Genomic DNA, 23,238 nt, shown 5'->3' on the forward strand with positions numbered 1-23,238 from the left:
CATTTTATGAATGGCCGCGTACGCAAAAGCAGTCTCTCCAAACTATAGTCGTAGAATGGGAGCTTGCGAACGCCACTCACAGGCTATACGGACGCAATGGCGTATGGATTCCACCAGCACCTCAATGAAAGGAAGTTTCAGCCCCATCAGTGATCTGATCCTGGGAATGCTGGGCCTGGCTGGCGTTTCGTTTTTTCTGGCCAAAGCCTTTGGTCTGCCAACCGGCTTCTGGCTAATCACCTTTGCGTTCTATCTCGGGCAAAGTGTCCTTATCCTCCGGCACTGGCGGTGGAGGGCCGACTTCGGCTGGGCCAACCGCGCCACGCTGCTGCGCTCGGTTCTGGTGCTGGCGCTGGTTGGCTGGGCTCCGTTCCTCGGCGACCACTCATCTTCAGCAACTTCACCCGCGCTCTGGAGTTATGCGGTTATCAGCCTGATCGCCCTGTTGTTGGACGGTGTCGACGGAAAAATCGCCCGGGCAACAGGAAGCCATAGCGCCTTCGGTGCCCGTTTCGATATGGAGCTGGACGCGCTCTTTATCCTCGGGCTGTGCGTTGCCACACTGGCTCTGGAGAAAGCCGGTAGCTGGGTACTTGCCCTGGGTCTGATGCGCTATCTGTTCATATTGGCCGGTTGGCCGTTGCCCTGGCTGAATAACCCGCTGCCAGACAGCTTCCGACGGAAGACCATCTGTGTCTGGCAGGTGGTCACTCTGATGGTAGCTGTTGTTCCCATTACCCCTGCACTGTTTGCCAGCGTAACACTCGGGCTCGCTCTGGTATTACTTGCCTGGTCCTTTTTTCTGGACGTGCGCTGGCTCTTCCAAAGGAGACAAAATCATGAAACTGTCATTTCCTGAAGCACTGGCAACCTCGATTCTGCTGACGATGGCTACGAGTGTCTATGCAGAGCCGGCGAAGTTCGAAGTGGACGAAGAGCACTTCTCCATGAGCTTTGAAATCATGCACATCGGCTACGCCCCGGTGATGGGCATGTTCCGGGATATTGAAGGTCAGTTTGAATACAACGAAGAAACCGGAGAACTGAATTCCGGGAAGCTGGTTTTCAAAGCCAGCAGTGTCTTTACCAACCACGATAAACGGGACGACCACCTCCGCAAGCCCGATTTTCTGGACGCCAGCAAACACCCGGACATTACCTTCGTAGTGAGTGACTTTGAAAAAACCGGGGACAATACCGGCATAGTGACCGGTGACCTGACCTTGCTGGGGCAGACCCGGCCGGTCGACGTGAACGTTACCCTCAACAAAGCGGCGGAGTATCCCATCGGTCATGAGGACTACACCCTGGGCATCAGCGCAGAGGCTGTCATCAACCGCAGCGATTGGGGCATGACCTACGGCCTGGAAAACGGACTGGTGGGAGATGAGGTGCGGCTGCGCTTCGGCTTTGAGGCCATCAAAGACAGTGGCTGGTTCTGAGTTTGAGAACCGTCTCGCAAAACGACACAAAACCTCTGCTATTCCGGCCTAATTTTTTGCCGTTTAAGACAATCCGATCCTATGGTTAAAAGTTAACCAAGCCTTCAATAACAATAACGGGGTCTGACAATGCCGTACCGGGCATTAAGCCTAACCCTGGCCATCACCGCCGGTGTGGCCGGCACCGTGTGGCTGCTCTCTGCCGAGAACGAGGGCAGCTTCCGGGGCCTTCAGCAAGACACCACCACTTCCGTTCCGGAAACGGTTTCCAGTCAGGAGTCGGCCGCCGAGGCCAAACCTGCCGCGCCTGTTTCCAAACCACCCTCCGATAACGCATTGGGGTTCATGCTGGCAAGTGTCGCAGACGAATACCAACAGACCATTCGGTACCCGGACTATTCGGTGCCGCTGACCAAAGCTCAGGCAGAGGCTTACCAGGGTAACCGCTACCACCCGGTCGTGCTTCCGCTGGAGGGCGATGGCAGATTTGTAGTGACGCTGGACAAATTCCGCTTCAGCCAGGGTGAGCCGATTCTGGTGGTAGCGTCCCTGAAAGGTCGCCAGGTGTTCGGCCAGTCTCTGTCCGCCACCCTGGAGACCGCCGTAGAGCGGGACCGGGTAGCCTCTGCCGAGCTGGAGAATGCAGACCCCGGTTATTACCAGGGCACCGTCAGTTCTGATCATACTCCCGGCGAGTACCGGTTGATTGTGGAAGCCCGGGTAGACGGCAAGCCCGTTCGACATGTGTCTTCACTGACCATCGAACCCGATCTGGGCAGCTTCGAGGGTCTGGAGACTGCCTATGTATCTGGGAACGACCTGGTCATCCCCGTGCGCTTCGACCCGGAGCAATCTGGCTATTACGCCCTCTCTGCACAGCTCTACAGCGGCGAAATCCCGCTGGCCCAATTGCAACAGGAAACGTCTCTGGGCAGCAGCTCGGCCGTCATTCGCCTGAAAGCCCATGGCAGCGTGTTAGCCAATCGCGACATTCAGGGCCCCCTGCAACTCAGGCATTTGCAGATACGCCGGTTACCCGCCACACCGGGCGACCGCACCGATTACGCCTTCGGCCCCGAGGAAGGCTATGAATTTTCACCGCCGGATCTGGACGGCCTCCGAGACCAGCCGGCGATGAATCCCGAATCAGAGCAACGGGCCGCCCTGCTCCGGCAGCTGGCGGACAAGTTCTGATAACACCACAACAATAAATCGGAAAGAAACGGAGCAACCAATGACAATGAAAAGAAGAGGATGCCTGAAGAAAACCGCCCTCGCGACAGCGCTGGCTGGCGGCCTGTTTGCCACTGGCGCAAGTGCGCAGTTGGCCGGCCACAATGTGATCCTGGTTCACGGCTTCATGATGGATGATCTGTCCAATCCACCGGCCAACTTCCAGGAAGTCCAGCAGGCCGGCGAAGATAACTGGCGGGAATACTGGCTGAACCGGGCCGAAGCCCGTATCGACTGGGCCAGCAATGGCCGGGTAGAAGGCCAGATCGCCCAGCAGGCTTTTCAGCAACTGCGGCAGATCAGTCAGCAAGGGCTGTGTAATGACTACTGCGTTGTTGTTACCCACTCCACCGGCGATCTGGTAACCCGCCATCTGCTGGAAAACCAGGCGCGCTGGCTGCAATCGGAAGGCCTGCAACCGCTGAAAATCCTGGCAGTACTGGACATGGCCGGTGCCGGTGGTGGCACGGAACTGGCCGACCTGGCCGTGAGCATTGCCTACAACGACAGCTGGTACAACTGGCCGGTGAAACAGGCGGTCAAAGCCTTTACCGGCATTGACCCGGAGCCGGATAATCTGGGTGTGGTCAACGACTTGCAGACCAACGTTGCCCGCAACCTGGCCGTCAGCCCCAACAGCATTCCGCGCCTGCGGTTCGTTGGCGGTGGCTCATCCTACGGAGGTATCACCAAACCCTTTATTGATGGCACCGACGATGGCGTTGTTCCCACCCATTCAGCCTGCGGAGCAACCAGTGCCAGCGGTATTGATTCCTGCTCCAACAGCATCAGCCTGGCCGGTAAAGTCAGCGGACAGAACGGCCCGTCCGGGTTGTATTACAACCACTACCCGGTGCTAATGAGCGAGGGCGCAAACCATGGCGACGTGATCAATACCCAGACCGGCAACACCGCTGTCCCCGTGGTGAACAACACCACCCTGAACGGCCTGCGTGTGGACTTTGCCAGCCGCACCTACAATCAGCGTGCGTGGTGGCAGTTCTGGGGCTCTGGCGACCAGTACATTGAAGTGCCGAACTCCAGCCAGACCAGCCTGTCCAATCTTGTCTACACCACACTCAACAACTGATCGATCGTTGTTGCAACGGCTCAGGGATGAGCCCCTCCCTCGGTTTTCGCTGCTATCTTTTTTAATTCGCAAACTATAGATTGAGCCCTCTGATTTTTATTGATGCCGGTTCAATCATGTCTGACGCCCACAAATCCGATCTTTACCTGGTACTCGTTACCCTCTTGGCGGCGATCGGCTGGATGCTGTCGAAAGAGGCGGTATTGATGATGCCGCCGCTGATGTTCATGGCGGCTCGCTTTCTGATTGCAGGCTCCTTTCTCGCCCTGCTGGCCCTGCCCTCACTGTTGAGGCTTACCCGGGACCAGATACTCCGAAGCCTGGGTGTGGGCTTTGTGTTCGGCATTGCCATGACCTGCTGGATCATGGGGCTGTACCACACTGAAAGCATGGGCGAAGGCGCGTTTCTGACCAGCCTGGGCGTGGTGATTGTCCCGATCATTGCCCGCACAGTATTTGGCGAACAGCAGCCCCTGAGCACCTGGCTGGCGATACCGATTGCGGTGGCAGGTCTGGCGCTTTTGTCCCTCGAAAACGGTTTCAGACCGGATCCAGGCCAGCTCTATTTCGTACTCGCTGCCACTATCTTTGCCCTTTACTTCACCCTCAATACCCGCGCCGCCAACCAACGCATCGTGGTCGACAAGCGAGGCAAAACGGTGGAGAAAAAGAAAGTGCCGGCACTGCCCCTGACCGCCATCGCCCTGCTCACCGTGGGGACTGTGACGTTGGCGGAGTCATCAATCAGTGAGCGTTGGACTCACACCCTGACCAACCCCGAACCCATGCTCTATGTCTGGGTACTGGCCAGTGCCTTGATTGCCACGGCGGGACGTTTCCTGTTGCAGACCTATGCCCAGAGCCTGTCGGTGAACAGCCATGGCGTCGTGATACTGGTACTGGAACCGGTGTGGGTTGCTGTCTTCGCGGTTGCCTGGTTCGGCGAGACCATGACCCTGCTGCAAATAGCCGGCTGCGCGCTGATTTTTGCCGCGCTTCTGGTCAATCGCTGGAACGCCCTGAGCCGCGCCATCAAGGCCCTGATGAAAGCGAAAAATCCCCCGCAAAGAGGTTGACCAGGGCACCCGAAATCCGTATATTTCCACCCCGTTGCAGGACAGGACCATAGCTCAGTTGGTTAGAGCGCTACCTTGACATGGTAGAGGTCCGCGGTTCGAATCCGCGTGGTCCTACCAATCCTGCAGAGAAAGTCGCTTACAGCTTTGCTGGGCGGCTTTTTTTGTGCCTCGCATTTGCTGTTAGCAGTCGTAGAGGGCAGACCAGAGAAGCCTGCCCTCCTCCGGTCAGAAGTACAGAACCACACCTATTTCACTGCAATCGTCATAACTCTCGACAACGGCACCATCAACCCAGACCGCAACTGCCTTGGCGGTACCGCCTGCGCTGCTACCAAAGCGAACCTCGGCCTCACCGTTGCTGGACAGTTTTACGATTCCGGACACCGGGCACTCCAGGTTGGAGGAAAACTCCACCGGATCCGGGGTCTCCAGCTTCATGTAACCACCAATCGCCGAGCCGACAATGGTGGCGCGAACCGAATACTCCGAGTCTGCATCCGTTCCCGAATCCCGGTTCTGAGCGTCGGCAATGGCGACGTAGCGATTACCCAGCATCATCTCGTATCGTTTGATATCCCGAACGTAGCGCCAGCTCGTGACTCCACCATTCTCATTCAGATAATCGCTCATACGAAGTGCGCCACTGAAACGAAGCGACTCACCCGTGCGCTGGATTGTTCCGGACAGATCGTCCGTGTAAGAACTCTTCCAACTGGCAGCGGTTTCCGATTCGGCGATCAGGACGCTTTCGTAGATGGTGCTGCCACTGATCATAACAGGGCCATGGGTCGGGGTATCCAGTACGCATCTGTAGAATCGGGTGGTCTCCTCCAGGGAGTTCTCAGTCTCTGTCCAGCGGATTTCCAGGTTACCACCACCCGCACATGGGTAAGTGCCCTGCTCCAGGACCGACATATCTTGAATAGCCGACGTGTACTCATCAATAATTGACCACCCCAACGCAAGATCGTCACGGAGGCGTATCAAGCCTTCAGCACCGCTATCTCTGGTTATCGATACTGATTTTTGGGCAAAGTTCTTGTTGTCGTAGCTCAACTGCGGCCCAGTTTGCTCCTCGGGAGAATCATTCCCCCCACCCCCGCTTCCGCCACCACAGGCAGATAAAAGAAGCACCATGGGCAGCACAGGCCCCCATCCAATACGGCTTAACTGGATCATGTTCTTTCCTTTTTTCTTATGATTTCAGGCTTATTCTTCAGGCGCGATCACTGCCATTCCCGAGGCGACACACTCTGTGCGCTTCTGGTTGCGGCATTGATGAAAAAGACGGGATAACTCTTGCAGGAATTGCGCACTCGGAGCGGCGACATCCGGTGTCGTCTAGTCCATATCCTGGCAGTGATGTCTAATCATGCGACATATCGTTAGGTCGCGAAAGGTTCACGGGAGGTTAAACGCTAAAGTCGTGGACTGGTTCATGATCTTTCGGTTACCCGGTTTCACTGTCATTTCAGGTGCTCGTAGGTTGCGTTCAGCCGCTCAGAAAGGTATGTCGAACATCGTATCGGCTCATACTTCGGCATGTCATTCGGCTGTACGTCCCTGGGATCCACCACGGCATCCGGATCTACTTCCAAAAAGAAAGCCACAGAGTAGCGCTCCCGATCAGGCACCTTCACCCTGTGCGGCGTTGAGAGGTAGGTATCGTTAGTCCAGCGCATCAGGCAGTCACCAATATTGCACACAAACGCGCCCGGGACGTGGGGAGCATCCAGCCACTGTCCTGTCCGGCTTCGTACCTGCAATCCGGCGACACCATCGGTGGCGAGAATAGTGATATTGCCATAATCAGTATGAGTGCCAGCTCCTGCATCTTCCCGGGCATGGGCATCCGACCCAGGCGGGTAACGGAGCATTCTCAAAGTCGCGATTGGCTGCTCAAAATAGCGTTCAAAAAAGGTTTCCGGCAGACCAAGGTCCAGGCTAAAGCCACGATGGATCAGGCGACCAAGTTCCAGGCATTTATCAAAATAATTCAGCGCGCCGGCCTTCCAGCCCTCTAACGGTGGCCAGAAATTGATGCCCCGGAACGGCTTTCCTGCCAGCACATCCGGATGGTCTGCCGGGAAATCGGTGCCAATATTGAACGCCTCTTTCCTGTCTGCGCCGGCTTGGGGGTTCAGTTTTTCATCTGCCACCGCCACATAGCCCCGATTGTGGGGAGACAGCTTGATCGACATCTCCTGCTTTTGGCTTACAGGTAAGGCGAACAGCTGCCTCGCCAGCTCAAATACGCTCTGGCAAACGTGTTCAGGAATGCCGTGGTCGCTCACGTAGAAAAAACCGATCTCTCGACAGGCCCGCCCCAGTTCCGCCGCCGTTGTCTGCCGCTCGGCCAGGTTCGGGCTGCGCAAACCGTGTAGCGAAATTACCGGTAACTCTTTCATGAACCCTCCTCAAGCAAGATTGGTTGTATTGGGGTGCTCAGCATCACTTCGTCGCAGTTAGTGCCCGAGCCGATGCGATCGACCACCAGATACTCGGAATCAGCCCTCAGCGGCAACAATGGCGCATGCCAGGTTCCAGGCTGGTAGTTTACGCCTTGCCCGCCTCTGGCCAGGAAAACGCGGGTCTCCAGTTCGTTAAAGTCACCGGGGGGAGCAACCACCGCCAGAAAGTCCGCCCCATCCAGTGGTACAAACGCCTGGCTGCCCAAGGGGTGTCGCTCCATCAGGCGGATTTCCAGCGGTACAAGCGGCTGGCCGCGAAAGATTGACAGAATGGCCCGGGCATCCTCACCAAGACACTCAATACCTGCCAGCTGATGGAAGCGCTCAGTCCGCCCCTGATTGATCATCAGGGGTGCCTGACCACAGCTATCAATCACATCACCAAACGGCGCGAAGGCTTCCCGGGTAAGCGGCTCGACCAGGATCTTTCTTGACTCGGTCACAGAACCGGCTCCCCGAATAACCTCACCCGGCTCACCCCGCCATCAGGAATCATGTTGAAGCGAATGTGGGTAATAGCTCCAAGTTCCTTGAGGTCCGTGAATTTAAGTATGGCGTCGGCCTCAAGGGGGTGGGGCTCCAGCAAGGTCGGCCAGAACATACTCTGAGTGATCAGTGACGCGGCTGTACCCTCCCCGGCCTCCACACAGGCTGCCTGTACCGAGCAGGCGGCCGGAAAGTTACCTTTGAAGTGAGCCGTATCTATCTCGAGGCTTTCCGCAATGCCTTTGTGGCCGAGGGCCAGAATGCACCAGTCATTGCCTGGTTCTCGCCGACGCCGTGTTTCCCAGCCATCGCCCATATTGATGCCCCGCCCGGGGCGTAACAGTTTTCTGGGCTCACCATAGTGGGCGTCGCTCCAGGCCACCTGGTCGGCACCGCATTCCAGGGCCAGCAGGTTAATAGATTGGCCGGGGGCTACCTGGCTCCAGTCTACCCAGGGCCTGCCATAAACCCGCAGGCGCGCAAGCCCGCCGTCCGGGTAGATGTGCAAACGCACATGGGTCCAGGGCTGGTCAGAGGTAATGGCACAAAACCGGTGGTCGTTGCCGGCCAGTTCGGTAGCCGGTACCAGCGGAACCCACTCGCTGTTGCCATCAGGCGCGGCGGCAGGGCTGTAACAGGCTTCCAGTGATGCCGCCGGTGGGAAGTTACCGGTAAAGAAACTGGTGTCAAAGTCCACACCGGTCAGCACGCCCGGCATGGCCAGCCGGACAATGCACCAGTCGTGGCCTGTGGTCCGCCGCCGGCGGGTTTCCCAGCCGTCCATCCACTTGCCGTGGTCGTCGTAACGATCGGGGTAGAAAGCGGCCGGTTCAGGTGACAGCATTCGTTCGCGGGGAGCAAAGAACTCGTCGGTGACTTCCAGAACCTCGGCCCCCAGAGAACTGTCGGCCAGGTTAAGCCCCTGCCGGGCGAACTCAGGGCCTTCGGGTAAAGGGGCAATCATTACATCAGTCATGGCAGATACTCGAGGTGGGTTGTGACTCAAAGGGATGGTGCGCTCGCCAGTGCCGGGCAATATCAACCCGGCGGCACACCCATACCCGGTCGTGCTGTTCGAGGTAGTCAAGAAAACGCTGCAAGGCGCGGAATTTTCCGGGCCGGCCGATCAGGCGGCAATGCAGCCCAACCGACAGCATCTTCGGCACCTCTAGCCCTTCGGCATACAACACGTCGAAACTGTCTTTCAGGTACTGGAAGAACTGTTCGCCGGTATTGAAGCCCTGGGGTGAGGCAAACCGCATGTCGTTCGCTTCGAGTGTATAGGGAACCACCAGATGGGGATGTTTATGGCCATCGGAGCTGGAAACTTCCGTCCAGAATGGCAGGTCATCGCCATAGTAATCGCTGTCGTACAGGAAGCCCCCGGTCTCAACCACCAGTCTGCGAGTATTAGGGCTGTCACGGCCGGTGTACCAGCCAAGCGGGCGCTCGCCGGTAAGTGCCTGGTGCTGCTCTATGGCAAGCTGCATGTAGCACCGCTCTTCGGACTCACTCATCCCCTGATAATGAATCCAACGCATGCCATGGCAGGCGATTTCATGGCCGTCTTCAATAAACGCTTTGACCACCTCCGGGTTGCGGGCCATGGCCATGGTCACACCGAATACGGTCAGCGGCAGCCCACGGCGCCGAAATTCCCGCAACACCCGCCAGACCCCGGCGCGGGAGCCGTACTCGTACAGCGACTCCATACTCATGTGCCGGTCACGGTAAGGCGCGGCACCGATGATATCCGATAGAAAGGTTTCCGAGTGTTCGTCGCCGTGCAGCACGCAGTTCTCGCCGCCTTCTTCGTAATTCAGTACAAACTGCACCGCGATACGTGCATTACCGGGCCACTGCGCGTGGGGCGGATGTTCACCGTAACCGCACATGTCCCTTGGGTAGGCTTTACCTTCATTCATCCAGGTCGCTCCAGGCCGCAGCCTCTTAGAATAACGTCAACAAGAAAATCTGCGGCATGCTCGAAGTCCCTTGGCTCGTACTCTGCCTTGTTTTCCACCATCAGGATTTGCACCTGAAAATCGGCATAATGCTGGGTCGACGACCAGATCAGGAAAATCAGCTGTACCGGATCCACCGGCGCCATCCTGCCCTCATCAATCCAGTGCTGGATTACCGACGCCCTGCCCCGCACCCACTCGCGCATGTTGGTGCGCAGGTGGTCGAGCAAGAAGGGCGCGCCCTGAATGATTTCCATGGCAAACAATCGTGACGCTAGCGGGTATTGCTGCGACATGTTCACCTTGGTGCGAATAAAGGTTTCCAGTGCAGTAGCCGGATCGTCGTCCGGTTTTATTTCCGAGAATACTTTGTTCCAGCGCAGCAGAATGTCGTCGAACATGGCGCTGTACATGCGTTTTTTGTTGCTGAAGTAATAAAGCACGTTGGACTTCGGCAAGCCGGCCCGTTCAGCAATATTCTGGATGGTGGTGCCCTTGTAGCCGTGCAGGGCAAACTCCTGCTCGGCCGCCTGCAGAATGGCTTCCCGGTTCCGCTCCCGGATCCGGCCAGGCCGGTAGCTCCGGCCCGCTTCAGATGTGTTCTGCTGCACTGACAGTGATCTGGTCATGGTTCACTCACTTGTTGTCCGGTGATTCAGGAGTCCACCCTTTCCATTCCGATGGACTCCTGAAATGGATCAAAAGTGGAATTTCACCAGTGCGCTGACTGAACTCTGGGTGTCTACCAGCGTCTCGTTCAGGCCAAACTTGTTGTTCCAGTACTGGTACTCAATACCGGCGTAGAGCACGCCCGGGTTGCCCATGAAGTTACCCACGTCCAGCTTGATCTGGGGCGTGAACTGGAACTCGGACTCGTGATCACTGGCCGAGGTGGACCAGTCGATGTAACCATCCACCAGGAATTTCGCCGCACCCACATCAAACGGCAGGCCCCAGGTGACCGTCATCTGCCAGTCATCACTGATCTCGCTGTTATCAACGTAGTAGAAAGATGTAGTGAAGTAACGGAACGCAGGCACGTCCCACGCCAGGCCGAAACCGTACATGTAGTTGTTTGCCTCGGTACCGCCGCCAAATTCGTACTGCCCGGCCAGGGTGATGTCTTTCACCGGCCCGAACGACAAATCCTGGCCTGTCAGCCAGCTGCCGCTGATATTGGGCGCGAATTCACCGTATACGTTGTCGGTACCTTCAAGGTCTCCCTGAGGCTGCTCCCGGTCGATAAAGAAGAAGGTGCCACCCCAGTTGTGGGCGGTCACGTTCTCGAACGTAAAGTAGGTCGCCTCGTATTCCACTCCCCCGTTACCACCGGCGTCGAACTGAACGCCCTGGTAATCGGCACTGTGCAGGATGGAGATACTGGAGCCACCGAAGAACTTCTCGGCATGGGCAGCAGGCGCAAAACAGGCTGCAGCAACGCAGCTTGCGATCAGGGTTTTACGAAGTGCTTTCATGGCATAGCCTCTCTGGTTACTTTTTTGGGTCATCGGTTGTTAGCAGTACATCGTTTTAGTTAATGTCCCGGCCGGTAGGGCTGGCCAAGAGACAGCGGGGTGTTCAACCGGGTGCGTACCGGGTCGAACGACAAAAGAATCAGCATCAGGATGGTGACCACGTAGGGCAGCATCGCCAGCAACTCGGTGGGGCTGCGCCAGCCCAGGCCCTGGAGCACCAGGTGAAGAATGGAGGCCGCCCCGAACAGGTAAGCACCCAACAGCAAGCGCCCGGGGCGCCAGCTGGCAAACACCACCAGCGCCAGCGCTATCCAGCCCCGGCCTGAGGTCATGTTCTCGGTCCACATTGGGGTGTAGGCCAGCGACAGATAGGCACCGGCAAGGCCGGCCATGGCCCCGCCAAAGGCCACCGCAAGGTAACGCACGGTGAGTACCCGCAAGCCATTGGCGTTGGCCGCACCTGGCGACTCCCCAACGGCCCTCAGAACCAGGCCGCCGCGGCTGAAGCGCAGGAACAGAGCAACACCTGCAAACACCAGCCAGGAAAAATACACCAGCAAATCCTGGGTGAAGAGCGCCCGACCCAGCACTGGAAGATCACTCAACAGGGGGATCGCAATTTTTTCAAAACCCTCGATGGACTGGCCGACAAAGCCGGCACCCACGAAGGCGCTCAGGCCCGTGCCGAAGATGGTTAACGCCAGCCCGGCGGCGTACTGGTTGGCGGAGAGGGTCACTGCCATAACGGCGAACAACATCGACATCGCCAGCCCGGTCAGCATGGCGACAACAACCCCGGCGGCCAGGCTGCCGGTAGACAAGGTCGCGATGAACCCGGCCACCGCGCCCATCAGCATCATGCCCTCCTGCCCCAGGTTGAGAACGCCGGAGCGCTCACAGATCAGTTCGCCCAGGGCCACCAGCAGCAGCGGGGTGCCGGCCACCATCGTGGCGGCAAGAATGTTGGTCAACAGGTCCATATCAGAGCTCCTGGCCGGCCGGGGCGGCGGGTTGGGACAGGCCTGCCGGTAAAGGCCGGCGAAAACGAATCCGGTAGTGAATAAAGGCATCGCAGGTGAGCAGGTAGAATAGCAGCATTCCCTGGAACATGGCGGTCACCGCCTTGGGCATGTTCATGGCAATCTGCAACATCTCGCCGCCAATAAAGGTCAGAGCCAGCAAGGCACTGGCGGCAATAATGCCCAGGGCATGCATCCGGCCCAGAAACACCACAATGATCGCGGTGTAGCCATAGCCCGGCGACACCTGGGGCACCAGCTGTCCGATCGGCCCGGTCACTTCCGCGGCGCCAGCCAGCCCCGCAGTTGCGCCACCAACCAGCAGCGCAAACCAGGTCAGCCGTCTGGCACTGAACCCGGCAAACGCCGCCGCCCGATGATCCTCACCCACCACGTTCAACTGGTAGCCGATGAAGCTGCGGGCAAACAGCACCCATACTGCGACAGCCGCCAGCAACCCGAAGGCCAGGCCGATGTGCAGCCGCGTGCCGTTAATCAGCGCTGGCAACAAAGCCGCATCGGCAAACATCACCGACTGGGGAAAGCCAAACCCGTAGGGATCTTTCAGGGGCCCGTGCACCGCATAGAGCAGCAGGTTCAGGGCGATGTAATTGAGCATGATGGTGGTGAGGATTTCGTTGCAGTTCAGGTGAGTCTTGAGAAACGCCGCAATCGCCGCCCATGCCATACCACCGGCAATGCCCGCCAGCAGAACCGCCGGCAAAACCAGGAATCCACCGGCCTCCCCCACCGAAACCGCAACAGCACTGGCCGCCACCGCGCCAATCAGGAAATGGCCCTCGGCACCGATATTCCAGATTCTGGCCCGGAAGCAGACCGTCAGCCCGGCGGCACACAGCAACAAAGGCGCGGTTTTCAGGCCCAGCTCGGCAAGTCCGGTGAGGTCACTGATCGGCGTGATAAAGAAGAAGGTCAGGGCCTGGATCGGGTCTTTACCCATGCCGAGGAATAACAGGAAGCCGGTTGCGACCGTCAGGGCCAGGGCCAGCAGAGGCGATAACCAGCGCAGGGTGGTAGAGGCTTCAGGGCGGCGCTCAAGCTGCAGCATCAGCAAACTCCTCCGCCTTGAAGTTTCCCGCCATCCACTGCCCGAGTTGATTTATGCTCAACTCAGAAGCCGGGGCCAATGGTGACAGCCGGCCATTACAGATGGCGCCCATCCGGTGACAGAGCTGGTAGAGCTCATCCAGGTCTTCGGATATCAGCAGGATGGCGGCGCCCTCATCGCGCAGTTTTACCAGCGCCTGATGAATAGCCACCGCCGAGCCCACATCCACACCCCAGGTTGGGTGGGAGGCCACCAGAAGCCTTGGTGACTGACAGGCTTCGCGGCCGAGAATGTATTTCTGCAGGTTGCCGCCGGATAAGCTCGAGGCGCTGCTTTGCTCGCCAGAGCAGCGCACGCCAAAGCGTGAAATGACGTCTCTGGCAAACTCCCGAACCTTTTGCCGCCGAATCACACCACGCCGCACCAGGCTCTGCCCTGCAGCGGTCAGCAACGCATTGTCGGCCAGCGACATCACCGGCACGGCGCCCCGGCCCAGCCGCTCCTCGGGCACCACAGCCAGCCCCCGGGCTCGCCGTGCCCCGGGAGGCAGGCGGTCAATCGCCTCGCCGGTGAAACGAATGGCCTCGCCCTTGAGGGTGATCTCTCCGGACAAAACCTTGAGCAGTTCCTCCTGTCCGTTTCCGGCCACCCCGGCAATGCCGACGATCTCGCCTGCGCGCAAGGAAAAACCGATGTTCTTCAGGCTGGTGCCGAAAGGGTCATCCGTTTGCCAGCTCAGCTCCTGCACCTGCAGCAGGGTGTCACCCGGTTGGGCAGCGCTGACCTGGGTTGAAATCGGGGTATCGTCGCCCACCATCAGGCGGGCGATGTCTGAGGCAGATAAGTCTTTCGGCTGGCAATGTCCGCTCACCCGGCCCTGGCGCAACACCGTGGCCTGATCGCACAGGCTTCTGACTTCCTCCAGCTTGTGGCTTATAAACAGAATGCTGCAGCCGTCCCTGGCCAGTTTGCGCAACGTTTTGAACAGTGTGGCCACTTCCTGGGGTGTCAGTACCGAAGTGGGTTCGTCCAGGATCAGCAGGGTACTTTCCTGAACCAGGCAGCGGACAATCTCCACCCGTTGCCGCTCCCCCATAGACAAGGTGCTGACAAAGCGCCGGGGGTCCAGTGCCATCCCATAGTGTTCGGACACCTCCCGGATACGCTGCTCCAGTGCGCCCCGGTCGCGAACCTCATCTGCCGGCAGGCCCAGCGCAATGTTTTCCGCCACGGTCAGGGTTTCAAACAAAGAGAAGTGCTGAAAGACCATGCCTATGCCCAACTGCCGGGCCCGGGCAGGGTTCTCCACTGTCACCGGGTGGCCATTCCAGACAATACGACCGGCATCCGGCTGAACCACGCCATAGATGATTTTCATCAGCGTGCTTTTGCCCGCGCCATTCTCCCCCAGCAGGGCGTGGATCTCGCCGGCGCCCACAGTAAGGTCTACGCCGTCGTTAGCCCGGCATCCCGGGTAATCTTTCACGATCCCCTGCAGCTTTAACCTCTGAGCAGAAACTGCCATTCCCGGTCTCCTCGTAGTCTGGGTCAGGTCCGGCCATAAAGAATCTGACCAACCAATCAACATTTGGTAGCTGAGCAATAACCTTGCCAAAAATGAATTGGTGCTTGATTTGAACAGAGCTAACCAGTTGGTCAGCTTTTTGCAGAAGCTCTGGAAAAGAAACTGATCCTGGCGCCTGCCTTATAGGTGCAAGGCCCCGGAATCCCCTTTCCAGACAGCAGAAGCGGAGACCAAGGTGATCGAATTTGTTCTCAACGGCCGTGCCGAAAAAATTGACCAGGCCGACCCAAACCGGAGCATTCTGGAGTGGCTACGCACCAAAAAGCGGCTTACCGGTACCAAAGAAGGCTGCGGCTCCGGAGATTGCGGCGCCTGCACCGTGATTACCGGGGCGCCAGACAAGAACGGTCAAATTCGCTATGAAGCCATTAACAGTTGCATCACCCTGATTGGCAGCCTGCAGGGCAAGCACCTGCTGACCATTGAAGCCTTTCGGGAACAGCCGGCACACCCGGTTCAGCAGAGCCTGATGGACTGCCACGGGGCACAGTGCGGTTTTTGCACCCCGGGCATTGTCATGTCATTGATTGCCCTGCACAGCGAATCTGCACCGGGCGACGCCGACGACCACAAACTGATGGAGGCCCTGGCCGGAAACCTGTGTCGCTGTACCGGCTACCGGCCGATCATGGAAGCCGGCCGGCAGGCGCTGGTGCAAAGCTGGCAACCTGGCTCCGATAACCACCCTGCCCGGTATCTGGCCAGGGCCGATAAAGCGGATGGGCTCGCAACGGTTGACGACACCTCGATGACCAGTCTGGAAGCCCGGAACGGCAATCAATACTACGCCCCGGCAGCCCTGCCTCAGCTCAAACGCCTGTTGCGCGCTCACCCGGATGCCCGGCTGATTGCCGGAGGTACGGACCTTGTGCTGGAGATCACCCAACAGCTGAAAACCCTGCCCAAGCTGATTAGCCTGGAGCGGGTGCGGGAACTGAATGGCTGCCAGCTGGAAGAAAACCACCTGGTGATCGGGGCCGCCACCCCCTACCGGCAGTTCCACAGCCAGCTGTCCGGGCTCTGGCCGGCCTTCGACCACCTGCTGGAACGGCTAGGCTCATTGCAGGTGCGCAACCGGGGTACCCTCGGCGGCAACATCGCCAACGCCTCCCCCATTGGCGATATGCCGCCGGCATTGATAGCGCTCGATGCCACCCTGATACTGGAAGGCCCGGAGGGGGCCAGGGAACTCCCGGCAGAACAGTTCTTCAAGGGCTACCGGCAAACCGACCTGCAGCCCGGCGAGTTTGTCCATTCCATCCACATCCCCGTTCCCGAGCCCAACCAGCGCCTGTTCATCTATAAGGTTTCAAAACGGCTCGATGACGATATCTCCGCGGTGCTCGGAGCTTTCCGGCTGACCCTTCGGAACGGTGTGGTTCAGGATTGCCGACTCGCCTACGGCGGTATGGCCGCAACCCCTGCCCGCGCACGCCTTACAGAAGCCGCGCTGCTGGGCAAACCCTGGAATCAACGTTCTGTTGAGCAGGCTATAAAAGCGCTGAGCGACGACTTCTCCCCGTTGACCGACGTGCGGGCTTCTTCCGTTTACCGGTTACAGGTCGCGGGCAATCTGCTTTACAGGGCACTACTCGAAAACTCCGACCTGCATCACCGGGATACCCCGCTCATGGTGACCGACTATGCGTAAACTTCCGCTCAATACCCCCACCCCGGCCCACAGCGCTCTGGGCGTAGTGGGCACCGGCGTCGAACACGACAGTGCCTGGCTGCATACCAGTGGCCAGGCCCGGTATATCGATGACCTGCCTGCCCCCGAAGGCCTGCTGCACGCGGCCGTGGGCCATAGCGAACAGGCCCATGCCCGGATTCTGGAGATGGACCTGTCCCGGGTTCTTGCCAGCCCCGGCGTTGTCGCGGTCATTACCGCTGCCGATGTACCCGGCCACCTGGATATCGGCCCGGTGTTCCCCGGTGATCCGGTGCTGGCCCAGGACACGGTTGAACACATCGGCCAGCCGCTGTTCGCCGTTGCCGCGACCAGTCACGAGGCGGCCCGCAAAGCGGCCCGCAAAGCCATCGTGAACTATCAGCCACTGGAAGCCGTCATCAACGTTCAGGATGCCCTGGAACACCAGCTGTTTGTGCGGCCGGGCCGGCGCCAGCAACGGGGTGACCCGGACCAGGCCATCGCCGGCGCCCGCCACCAGCTTAAAGGCCAGCAACACATCGGCGGTCAGGAGCACTTTTATCTGGAGGGCCAGGCCTGCCTGGTGGAGCCCACCGAAGATGGCGGCATGTTCGTCCATACCTCCAGCCAGCACCCCAGTGAGGTGCAGAAGCTGGTGGCCGAAGTGCTGGGCTTGCCCATCCATTGCGTGCAGGCTGAAGTACGCCGCATGGGGGGCGGCTTTGGTGGCAAGGAAACCCAGGCAGCACCGCTGGCCTGCGTGGCGGCACTGCTGGCCCGGGTGACCGGCTGCCCGGTCAAATACCGCTTGTCGCGCTCAGACGACATGGTGCAAACCGGCAAACGCCATGATTTCTTCAACACCTACCACATCGGTTTTGACGACTCGGGGCTGATCAAAGGCGCGGACCTTATGGTGGCCGGGCGCTGCGGTTATTCTCCGGACCTTTCAGATGCCATTGTCGACCGGGCCATGTTCCATGCCTGCAACGCCTACTACCTGGACCAGGCCCGGGTGGTTGGCCACCGGTGCAAGACCCACACGGTATCAAACACCGCGTTCCGGGGCTTTGGTGGGCCCCAGGGCATGATGATCATCGAACAGGCCATGGACGACATTGCCCGCCATCTGGGCAAAGACCCCCTGGATATCCGCAAACTCAACCTATTCGGCCCCGGCCGCGATGTCAGCCACTATGGCCAGACCATCGAACAACAGGTGCTGCCGGAACTGATCGCACAACTGGAACGCAGCTCCGCTTACCGCCAGCGGCGCCAGGAAATCATTGCCCTGAATGCCCGCAACCCGGTGCTGAAACGCGGGCTGGCGCTGACCCCGGTGCAGTTCGGCATCTCCTTTACCGCAAAACACCTGAACCAGGCCGGTGCACTGGTGCACATCTACACCGATGGCAGCATTCAGGTAAATCACGGTGGTACCGAGATGGGCCAGGGCCTGTACATCAAGGTAGCGCAGGTGGTCGCAACCGCCTTTCAGGTGGACGTGGCGCGGGTCAAGGTTTCCGCTACCCGCACCGATAAGGTACCGAACACCTCCCCCACGGCGGCCTCTTCCGGTTCCGACCTCAATGGCATGGCTGCGCTTGATGCCTGCGAAAAGATACTGGGTGGCCTGACCGCCTTTGCTTCATCCCACTGGAATGTGCCGGAAGAACACGTGCGGTTCCATGCTAACCAGGTTCATATCGGAGACCACTGCCTGAGTTGGGAAGACTTTATCCAGACCGCCTACATGCACCGGATATCCCTGTCCTCCAGCGGCTTCTATGCCACACCGAAGATCCACTATGACCACGACGCCGGTCAGGGCCGGCCGTTTCTGTACTACACCAACAGTGCCGCCTGCTCCGAGGTCGTAGTCGACACCTTGACTGGTGAATACCGGGTGCTGCGTACCGACATTCTGCACGATGCCGGGCGCTCCCTGAACCCGGCCATCGACATGGGTCAGATTGAAGGCGGCTTCATTCAGGGCATGGGCTGGCTCACCACGGAAGAGCTGGTGTACAGCGCCGAAGGCCGGTTACTGACCACCGGCCCAGCCACCTACAAAATTCCCGCCGTTTCCGATTGCCCGCCAGACCTGCGGGTAGCGCTGCTGAAAGACAGCCCCAACCACGAAGCCACGGTATTCCACTCCAAAGCCGTGGGCGAACCCCCGTTCATGCTTGGCATTTCAGTGTGGAGCGCGCTTCGCGACGCGGTATCCAGCCTCAGCGACTACCGCTTAAGCCCGCCACTGGACACGCCGGCGACACCGGAACGTGTACTGAATGCCGTTACCGAAACCCGGCGCTGGGTAAACCAACAGGAGAACGGACAATGATGGCAACGCCCCTTAACTGGCACCAGGCGGTCGCCCTCTGTGAGCAGCGTGGTGAGCCCTATGCCCTGGTGACCGTGCTGGGTGTGACCGGCTCGGTACCGCGGGAGCCCGCCACCAAAATGGTGATCACCGGAGAACACTGTTACGACACCATTGGCGGCGGCCATCTGGAGCACCGCATCTGCCAGCAGGCCCGGGAGCGTCTGGCCAAGGGGTTTTACCAGAGCGAACTGGCGCATTTTCCCCTGGGCGCAAGCCTTGGCCAGTGCTGCGGCGGCAGTGTGTCGGTGCTTCTGGAAACCCATCCGGGCAGCCAGCAACAACTGGTGGTCTTTGGCGCCGGCCACGTGGCCAGGGCCCTGGTGACCATCCTGGCGGAACTGCCCTGGCGCGTTACCTGGGTTGACCCGCGACCAGAACAGTTTCCAGCCGGACCACCGGCCAATGTCCGGATTCACCACACTGATGACCCCGCCGGCGATGCGCCTGAACTGTGCAACCAGCAACAGGTGTTGATTGTCACCCACAATCACCACCTGGATTTCGAGCTTTGCCGGGCTCTGCTCACAGCCGGCACCGCCGCCGGTATCGGGCTGATCGGCTCTGCCACCAAGGCCGAACGTTTTCGTCAGCGCCTGGCCCATCGCGGTTTTTCGGATACCGACATTGCCCGCATCCGCTGTCCTGTGGGGCGGTCCGACGTGCCGGGCAAACGCCCTATGGAAGTCGCGGTTTCCATCATGGCTGAACTGCTCACCCTGACAGCACAGCCCGATAACCCTGCGTCCAAACGGGGCATTTCCTGGCAACAACTCAAAGGCCTGCTGCCCGAAAAAGAAACCGGAGACCTCCCTTCATGAACCTTGGCGATTTCAATCAACTGCCAGCAGCCGAGGCGGAACCACTGCTGCGGAACTGCTGCGCAGCAGAGACCTGGGTGCAAGGCATGCTTAACGCCCGCCCTTTCATGGATCGCGACAGCCTCTACGCCGCGTGCCGGCAACTCTGGCCGCAGTTGACGGAAGCCGACTGGCTGCAGGCGTTCGAGGCCCATCCCAGAATCGGCAACCTTGACAGCCTTCGAAAAAAATACGCCAGCACCCGCACTCTGGCCGGCGACGAACAAGCCGGCACCCGGCAGGCGGATGAAGACACCCTGCAAAGACTGAGCACCGGCAACCAGGCTTACCTGGACAAGTTCGGGTTCATTTTCATTGTCTGTGCCACCGGCAAAAGCGCCCCGGAGATGCTGGAACTGCTGGAACAGCGCCTTTGCAACACCCGGGCCGAGGAGCTGCAGAACGCGGCACAGGAGCAGGCAAAAATAACCGAATTACGACTGGAGAAACTGTTATGAGCCCGATCACCACCCACGTCCTCGATATCGGCAGCGGCAAACCGGCCGCCGGGGTTCGGGTTGTGCTGGAACGGATCACTGAAGGCGGCCCCGCACTCATGGCCGAAGGCGCTACCGACCAGGATGGCCGGATAACCTCCTGGCTGTCCGGCCCGGTTGATTCCGGCCATTACCGGCTGCGCTTTGCCACCGGCGACTGGTACCAAAAGCGCAAGCTGGACTGCTTCTACCCGGAAGTGACCATCGACTTCACCGTTGCCGACACCGATAGCCACTACCACGTGCCCCTGCTGTTGAACCAGTGGGGCTATTCCACTTACCGGGGGAGCTGATAGACGTGGACCCATTACTTGCGTTTCCGGCGGGATGCCAGGCTTACCGGGGCAACATCCTCCATTTTCTCAACGACCCGGGCAACGCCCCCGAGCCCGAACCTGACAGTTACGAGTACTACCCGGACGGCCTGCTGGTCGTTCACCAGGGCCGGGTACTGGCCACGGGGCCGGCCCCCGAACTCATATCACGCCTGCCCGGCGGAACCGATATCCGGCACTGGCCCGAGGGCCTGATTATGCCGGGCTTTATCGACACCCATGTGCATATGCCGCAACTGGCGGTGATGGCCAGTTATGGCACCCAGCTTCTGGACTGGCTGGAGACCTATACCTTCCCCCATGAGGCCCGGTTCTGCCAGGCCGACTGGGCCCGGGCCGAAGCCAGCCAGTTTCTGGATTTGCTGTTGTGCCATGGCACCACCTCTGCCCTGGTATTCTGCACCTCGCACCCGGCCTCGGTTAATGCGGTGTTTGAGGGCGCACAAAGCCGGGGCATGGCCCTGACTGCCGGCAAGGTCATGATGGACCGGAACGCGCCGGCGAACCTGACCGACACAGCCCGGGAAAGTTATCGGGACAGCTGCGAACTGGCCAAACGCTGGCACAACCGCGGTCGCCTTCGCTACGCCATCACCCCCAGATTTGCCATTACCTCAAGCCCGGCACAACTGCAGCTGGCTGGTGAACTGGCACAGGCATTCCCGGACGCCCTGATCCAGACCCACTGGGCTGAGAATACCGGTGAAATCGAGCTCACCCGGCAACTGTTCCCGGAGCGCCACAGCTACCTGGATGTGTACGACCACTATGGTTTGCTGGGCCGGAATACGGTGCTTGCCCACGGCATCCACATTGGCGACCAGGACCGCCACCGGCTGGCGCAAACCGGCGCGTCTATCGCTTTCTGCCCCACCTCTAACACCTTTCTGGGCAGCGGCCTGTTCGATCTGGGCGCCGCCCGCGCTGCCGGTGTCCAGGTCGGGCTGGCGTCAGACGTCGGCGGCGGCACCAGCCTGTCCATGCTGGCCACCATGGCAGAGGCCTACAAGGTGTGCCGGCTCAGGGGCCAGACACTGACACCCTGGCTGGCCTTCTATCTGGCCACATTGGGCAATGCCAGGGTTCTGCAGCAGGAAGACCAGACCGGTAATTTCCGCCCCGGTAACCAGGCCGATTTTGTGGTTCTGGACCCGCTTGGCGCACCCATCACGGCGATGAAACAACGTGCCGGCCAAAGTCTGCAGGAATTGCTCTTTGACCTGATGATTCTGGGCGATGACCGGGCCATTGCCGCAACTGCCGTCGCCGGCCAGCTTCTCTGGCAGCGCCCTGACGCAGACGAACAACCTGCCCCCCTTTCTTTGACGGCAACAGGAGCCTGACCCTATGGAGGCGTATCTCACTGAATGGCTTGGGCTGATTATTCGCTGGTTTCATGTGATTGCCGGCGTCGCCTGGATTGGCGCATCTTTCTATTTTATCTGGCTGGACAACCACCTTCGGGAGCCGCCGGAATGGAAGCAAGCCAAGGGCATCAAGGGTGACCTTTGGGCCATACACGGTGGTGGCTTTTATGAAGTGGCCAAATACCATCTGGGCCCGGAGCAGATGCCCAGGGAACTGCACTGGTTCAAATGGGAAGCCTACAGCACCTGGCTCAGCGGCATGGCCCTGCTGCTGTTGGTTTACTATCTGGGCAGCCCCGGCTACCTGCTGGACCCGGCCAAAGCCGGTCTCGGCGCCGGCACCGGCGCCGCCCTCGGGCTGGCCAGTATCGCCGCGATGCTTGGCATTTATGAGCTGATGATCCGCAGCCCGCTGGCCGGCAATGGCAAGCTGTTCGGCGCCCTGCTCTACGCACTCCTGGTGTTTGCTGCCTGGGGCCTGTTCCAGATCTTCAGTGGCCGGGGCGCGTTCATTCATATCGGAGCGATGATCGGCACCCTGATGGTAGCCAACGTGTTTCTGGGCATCATGCCCTCACAGCGCGCCCTGGTGAGCGCGGTTCGCGAGGGCAAAACACCGGGGCCGGAGGTTGCCCGGCTGGCAGACCTCGCCAAGCTGCGTTCCACTCACAACAATTACCTGACCCTGCCGGTGCTGTTCATCATGATCAGCAACCACTACCCCATGTTGTATGGCCACCCCGAAGGCTGGGCCATTCTGGCGGCCATCGGTTTTATCACCGCCTTTGCCCGTCACTATTTCAACCTGAAACACCGGGGCATCCATAAGCCCGGAATACTGGTGCTTTCTGCCTTGCTGACCCTGGCTCTGGTATGGGCCCTCGCCCCTGACAACCGCAATTCTGACGCCGCTGTTGAACGCGTTGTGGCTACCGATACCGAGGTTTCCGGTCTGCTCCGCCAGCACTGTACCGCCTGCCATGCCCGGGAGCCGGCGCATCCGGGCTTTCAGGCACCGCCTGCCGGCATCGTACTGGAACAGCTGACTGACCTGCTGGCCCATTCCGCCCGGGTGCAGCAAGCAGCCGTCCGCACCCATTACATGCCCCTGGGCAATGCCAGCGGCATGACCGAGCAGGAACGCACCGCACTGGGGGGCTGGCTGGATAACGCTGGCCAATAACGCCCTGGCGGCACCGGTTTGGTCCACAGGGCCAGGCCGGAGCGCC

At 59.6% G+C, this 23,238-nt stretch carries 22 protein-coding genes and 1 tRNA gene; 13 read left to right on the forward strand and 10 right to left on the reverse strand.

Features of this window, described 5'->3' with window-relative positions:
• The first annotated feature begins 103 nt into the window (after positions 1–103).
• The 6 genes from JIF53_RS18225 to JIF53_RS18250 all read left to right on the forward strand — a co-directional run bounded on the left by JIF53_RS18225 (position 104) and on the right by JIF53_RS18250 (position 4,961).
• Positions 104–859 (forward strand): CDP-alcohol phosphatidyltransferase family protein, encoded by a 756-nt coding sequence (locus JIF53_RS18225; protein WP_153739982.1) that lies wholly within the window; start codon positions 104–106, stop codon positions 857–859.
• Positions 840–1,442 carry a YceI family protein gene (locus tag JIF53_RS18230; RefSeq protein ID WP_199453889.1) on the forward strand — a complete coding sequence of 201 codons (603 nt, stop codon included), beginning with the start codon at positions 840–842 and terminating at the stop codon, positions 1,440–1,442. Before JIF53_RS18225 ends, JIF53_RS18230 begins: the two co-directional genes overlap by 20 nt.
• A gap of 129 nt (positions 1,443–1,571) precedes the next feature.
• On the forward strand, positions 1,572–2,636 hold the full coding sequence (locus JIF53_RS18235; protein ID WP_153739984.1) for a hypothetical protein: 1,065 nt from the start codon (positions 1,572–1,574) through the stop codon (positions 2,634–2,636).
• A 40-nt stretch (positions 2,637–2,676) separates the two neighbouring features.
• Positions 2,677–3,765, forward strand: coding sequence for a hypothetical protein (locus JIF53_RS18240; RefSeq protein WP_199453890.1), 1,089 nt, complete (start codon positions 2,677–2,679; stop codon positions 3,763–3,765).
• 116 nt (positions 3,766–3,881) lie between these two features.
• Positions 3,882–4,841, forward strand: a complete 960-nt coding sequence (locus tag JIF53_RS18245) for a DMT family transporter (protein ID WP_199453892.1) — start codon at positions 3,882–3,884, stop codon at positions 4,839–4,841.
• A gap of 43 nt (positions 4,842–4,884) precedes the next feature.
• Positions 4,885–4,961 (forward strand) — tRNA-Val (locus JIF53_RS18250).
• Positions 4,962–5,069: 108 nt separating this feature from the next.
• On the opposite strand, the gene JIF53_RS18255 is transcribed toward JIF53_RS18250, so the two are convergent.
• From JIF53_RS18255 to JIF53_RS18300, 10 genes are all read right to left on the reverse strand, one after another.
• Complete coding sequence (locus tag JIF53_RS18255) at positions 5,070–6,023, reverse strand: hypothetical protein (protein ID WP_228285629.1); 954 nt, start codon at positions 6,021–6,023, stop codon at positions 5,070–5,072.
• Positions 6,024–6,310: 287 nt separating this feature from the next.
• Complete coding sequence (locus JIF53_RS18260; protein WP_199453894.1) at positions 6,311–7,252, reverse strand: isopenicillin N synthase family dioxygenase; 942 nt, start codon at positions 7,250–7,252, stop codon at positions 6,311–6,313.
• Entirely contained in the window at positions 7,249–7,758 is a 510-nt protein-coding gene (locus JIF53_RS18265; protein WP_153739988.1) for an ureidoglycolate lyase, read from the reverse strand. The genes JIF53_RS18260 and JIF53_RS18265 overlap by 4 nt, the downstream gene beginning before the upstream one ends.
• Entirely contained in the window at positions 7,755–8,777 is a 1,023-nt protein-coding gene (gene alc / locus JIF53_RS18270) for an allantoicase (protein ID WP_199453896.1), read from the reverse strand. The genes JIF53_RS18265 and alc overlap by 4 nt, the downstream gene beginning before the upstream one ends.
• On the reverse strand, positions 8,770–9,726 hold the full coding sequence (gene puuE / locus JIF53_RS18275) for an allantoinase PuuE (RefSeq protein ID WP_153739989.1): 957 nt from the start codon (positions 9,724–9,726) through the stop codon (positions 8,770–8,772). The genes alc and puuE overlap by 8 nt, the downstream gene beginning before the upstream one ends.
• The gene (locus JIF53_RS18280; protein WP_022989073.1) at positions 9,723–10,394 is read right to left on the reverse strand and encodes a TetR/AcrR family transcriptional regulator; all 672 of its coding nucleotides are present in this window, start codon (positions 10,392–10,394) and stop codon (positions 9,723–9,725) included. Before JIF53_RS18280 ends, puuE begins: the two co-directional genes overlap by 4 nt.
• 69 nt (positions 10,395–10,463) lie before the next feature.
• A complete protein-coding gene (locus tag JIF53_RS18285) occupies positions 10,464–11,240 on the reverse strand; it encodes an outer membrane protein OmpK (protein WP_153739991.1) in 777 nt (258 codons plus the stop codon).
• Positions 11,241–11,299: 59 nt separating this feature from the next.
• On the reverse strand, positions 11,300–12,220 hold the full coding sequence (locus JIF53_RS18290) for an ABC transporter permease (protein WP_199453898.1): 921 nt from the start codon (positions 12,218–12,220) through the stop codon (positions 11,300–11,302).
• Position 12,221: 1 nt separating this feature from the next.
• Complete coding sequence (locus JIF53_RS18295; protein WP_227548814.1) at positions 12,222–13,331, reverse strand: ABC transporter permease; 1,110 nt, start codon at positions 13,329–13,331, stop codon at positions 12,222–12,224.
• On the reverse strand, positions 13,315–14,853 hold the full coding sequence (locus tag JIF53_RS18300; RefSeq protein WP_199453900.1) for an ABC transporter ATP-binding protein: 1,539 nt from the start codon (positions 14,851–14,853) through the stop codon (positions 13,315–13,317). The genes JIF53_RS18295 and JIF53_RS18300 overlap by 17 nt, the downstream gene beginning before the upstream one ends.
• Positions 14,854–15,088: 235 nt before the next feature.
• Here JIF53_RS18300 and xdhA point away from each other — a divergent pair, with 235 nt between their 5' ends.
• The 7 genes from xdhA to JIF53_RS18335 are packed head-to-tail and all read left to right on the forward strand — an operon-like array spanning position 15,089 to position 23,192.
• Positions 15,089–16,564, forward strand: a complete 1,476-nt coding sequence (xdhA, locus tag JIF53_RS18305; protein WP_199453902.1) for a xanthine dehydrogenase small subunit — start codon at positions 15,089–15,091, stop codon at positions 16,562–16,564.
• Positions 16,557–18,911 carry a xanthine dehydrogenase molybdopterin binding subunit gene (xdhB, locus tag JIF53_RS18310; protein WP_199453904.1) on the forward strand — a complete coding sequence of 785 codons (2,355 nt, stop codon included), beginning with the start codon at positions 16,557–16,559 and terminating at the stop codon, positions 18,909–18,911. Before xdhA ends, xdhB begins: the two co-directional genes overlap by 8 nt.
• On the forward strand, positions 18,908–19,771 hold the full coding sequence (gene xdhC / locus JIF53_RS18315; protein WP_228285630.1) for a xanthine dehydrogenase accessory protein XdhC: 864 nt from the start codon (positions 18,908–18,910) through the stop codon (positions 19,769–19,771). Before xdhB ends, xdhC begins: the two co-directional genes overlap by 4 nt.
• Entirely contained in the window at positions 19,768–20,268 is a 501-nt protein-coding gene (gene uraD / locus JIF53_RS18320) for a 2-oxo-4-hydroxy-4-carboxy-5-ureidoimidazoline decarboxylase (RefSeq protein WP_153739997.1), read from the forward strand. The genes xdhC and uraD overlap by 4 nt, the downstream gene beginning before the upstream one ends.
• Positions 20,265–20,600 carry a hydroxyisourate hydrolase gene (uraH, locus tag JIF53_RS18325; protein ID WP_153739998.1) on the forward strand — a complete coding sequence of 112 codons (336 nt, stop codon included), beginning with the start codon at positions 20,265–20,267 and terminating at the stop codon, positions 20,598–20,600. The genes uraD and uraH overlap by 4 nt, the downstream gene beginning before the upstream one ends.
• 5 nt (positions 20,601–20,605) lie before the next feature.
• On the forward strand, positions 20,606–21,985 hold the full coding sequence (gene guaD, locus JIF53_RS18330) for a guanine deaminase (RefSeq protein WP_153739999.1): 1,380 nt from the start codon (positions 20,606–20,608) through the stop codon (positions 21,983–21,985).
• A gap of 4 nt (positions 21,986–21,989) precedes the next feature.
• A complete protein-coding gene (locus JIF53_RS18335) occupies positions 21,990–23,192 on the forward strand; it encodes a urate hydroxylase PuuD (RefSeq protein ID WP_153740000.1) in 1,203 nt (400 codons plus the stop codon).
• Positions 23,193–23,238 lie beyond the last annotated feature (46 nt).

Origin of the sequence: Marinobacter sp. bablab_jr008, assembly GCF_016464145.1 — a bacterium.
Classification (GTDB): Bacteria; Pseudomonadota; Gammaproteobacteria; order Pseudomonadales; family Oleiphilaceae; genus Marinobacter; species Marinobacter nauticus.

Bases quoted from the DNA above. Each gene is read 5' to 3' on its own strand.
- JIF53_RS18225 (WP_153739982.1), top strand. From the start codon at position 104: ATGGATTCCACCAGCACCTCAATGAAAGGAAGTTTCAGCCCCATCAGT.
- JIF53_RS18230 (WP_199453889.1), top strand. From the start codon at position 840: ATGAAACTGTCATTTCCTGAAGCACTGGCAACCTCGATTCTGCTGACG.
- JIF53_RS18235 (WP_153739984.1), top strand. From the start codon at position 1,572: ATGCCGTACCGGGCATTAAGCCTAACCCTGGCCATCACCGCCGGTGTG.
- JIF53_RS18240 (WP_199453890.1), top strand. From the start codon at position 2,677: ATGACAATGAAAAGAAGAGGATGCCTGAAGAAAACCGCCCTCGCGACA.
- JIF53_RS18245 (WP_199453892.1), top strand. From the start codon at position 3,882: ATGTCTGACGCCCACAAATCCGATCTTTACCTGGTACTCGTTACCCTC.
- JIF53_RS18255 (WP_228285629.1), bottom strand. From the start codon at position 6,023: ATGATCCAGTTAAGCCGTATTGGATGGGGGCCTGTGCTGCCCATGGTG.
- JIF53_RS18260 (WP_199453894.1), bottom strand. From the start codon at position 7,252: ATGAAAGAGTTACCGGTAATTTCGCTACACGGTTTGCGCAGCCCGAAC.
- alc (WP_199453896.1), bottom strand. From the start codon at position 8,777: ATGACTGATGTAATGATTGCCCCTTTACCCGAAGGCCCTGAGTTCGCC.
- puuE (WP_153739989.1), bottom strand. From the start codon at position 9,726: ATGAATGAAGGTAAAGCCTACCCAAGGGACATGTGCGGTTACGGTGAA.
- JIF53_RS18280 (WP_022989073.1), bottom strand. From the start codon at position 10,394: ATGACCAGATCACTGTCAGTGCAGCAGAACACATCTGAAGCGGGCCGG.
- JIF53_RS18285 (WP_153739991.1), bottom strand. From the start codon at position 11,240: ATGAAAGCACTTCGTAAAACCCTGATCGCAAGCTGCGTTGCTGCAGCC.
- JIF53_RS18290 (WP_199453898.1), bottom strand. From the start codon at position 12,220: ATGGACCTGTTGACCAACATTCTTGCCGCCACGATGGTGGCCGGCACC.
- JIF53_RS18300 (WP_199453900.1), bottom strand. From the start codon at position 14,853: ATGGCAGTTTCTGCTCAGAGGTTAAAGCTGCAGGGGATCGTGAAAGAT.
- xdhB (WP_199453904.1), top strand. From the start codon at position 16,557: ATGCGTAAACTTCCGCTCAATACCCCCACCCCGGCCCACAGCGCTCTG.
- xdhC (WP_228285630.1), top strand. From the start codon at position 18,908: ATGATGGCAACGCCCCTTAACTGGCACCAGGCGGTCGCCCTCTGTGAG.
- uraD (WP_153739997.1), top strand. From the start codon at position 19,768: ATGAACCTTGGCGATTTCAATCAACTGCCAGCAGCCGAGGCGGAACCA.
- uraH (WP_153739998.1), top strand. From the start codon at position 20,265: ATGAGCCCGATCACCACCCACGTCCTCGATATCGGCAGCGGCAAACCG.
- JIF53_RS18335 (WP_153740000.1), top strand. From the start codon at position 21,990: ATGGAGGCGTATCTCACTGAATGGCTTGGGCTGATTATTCGCTGGTTT.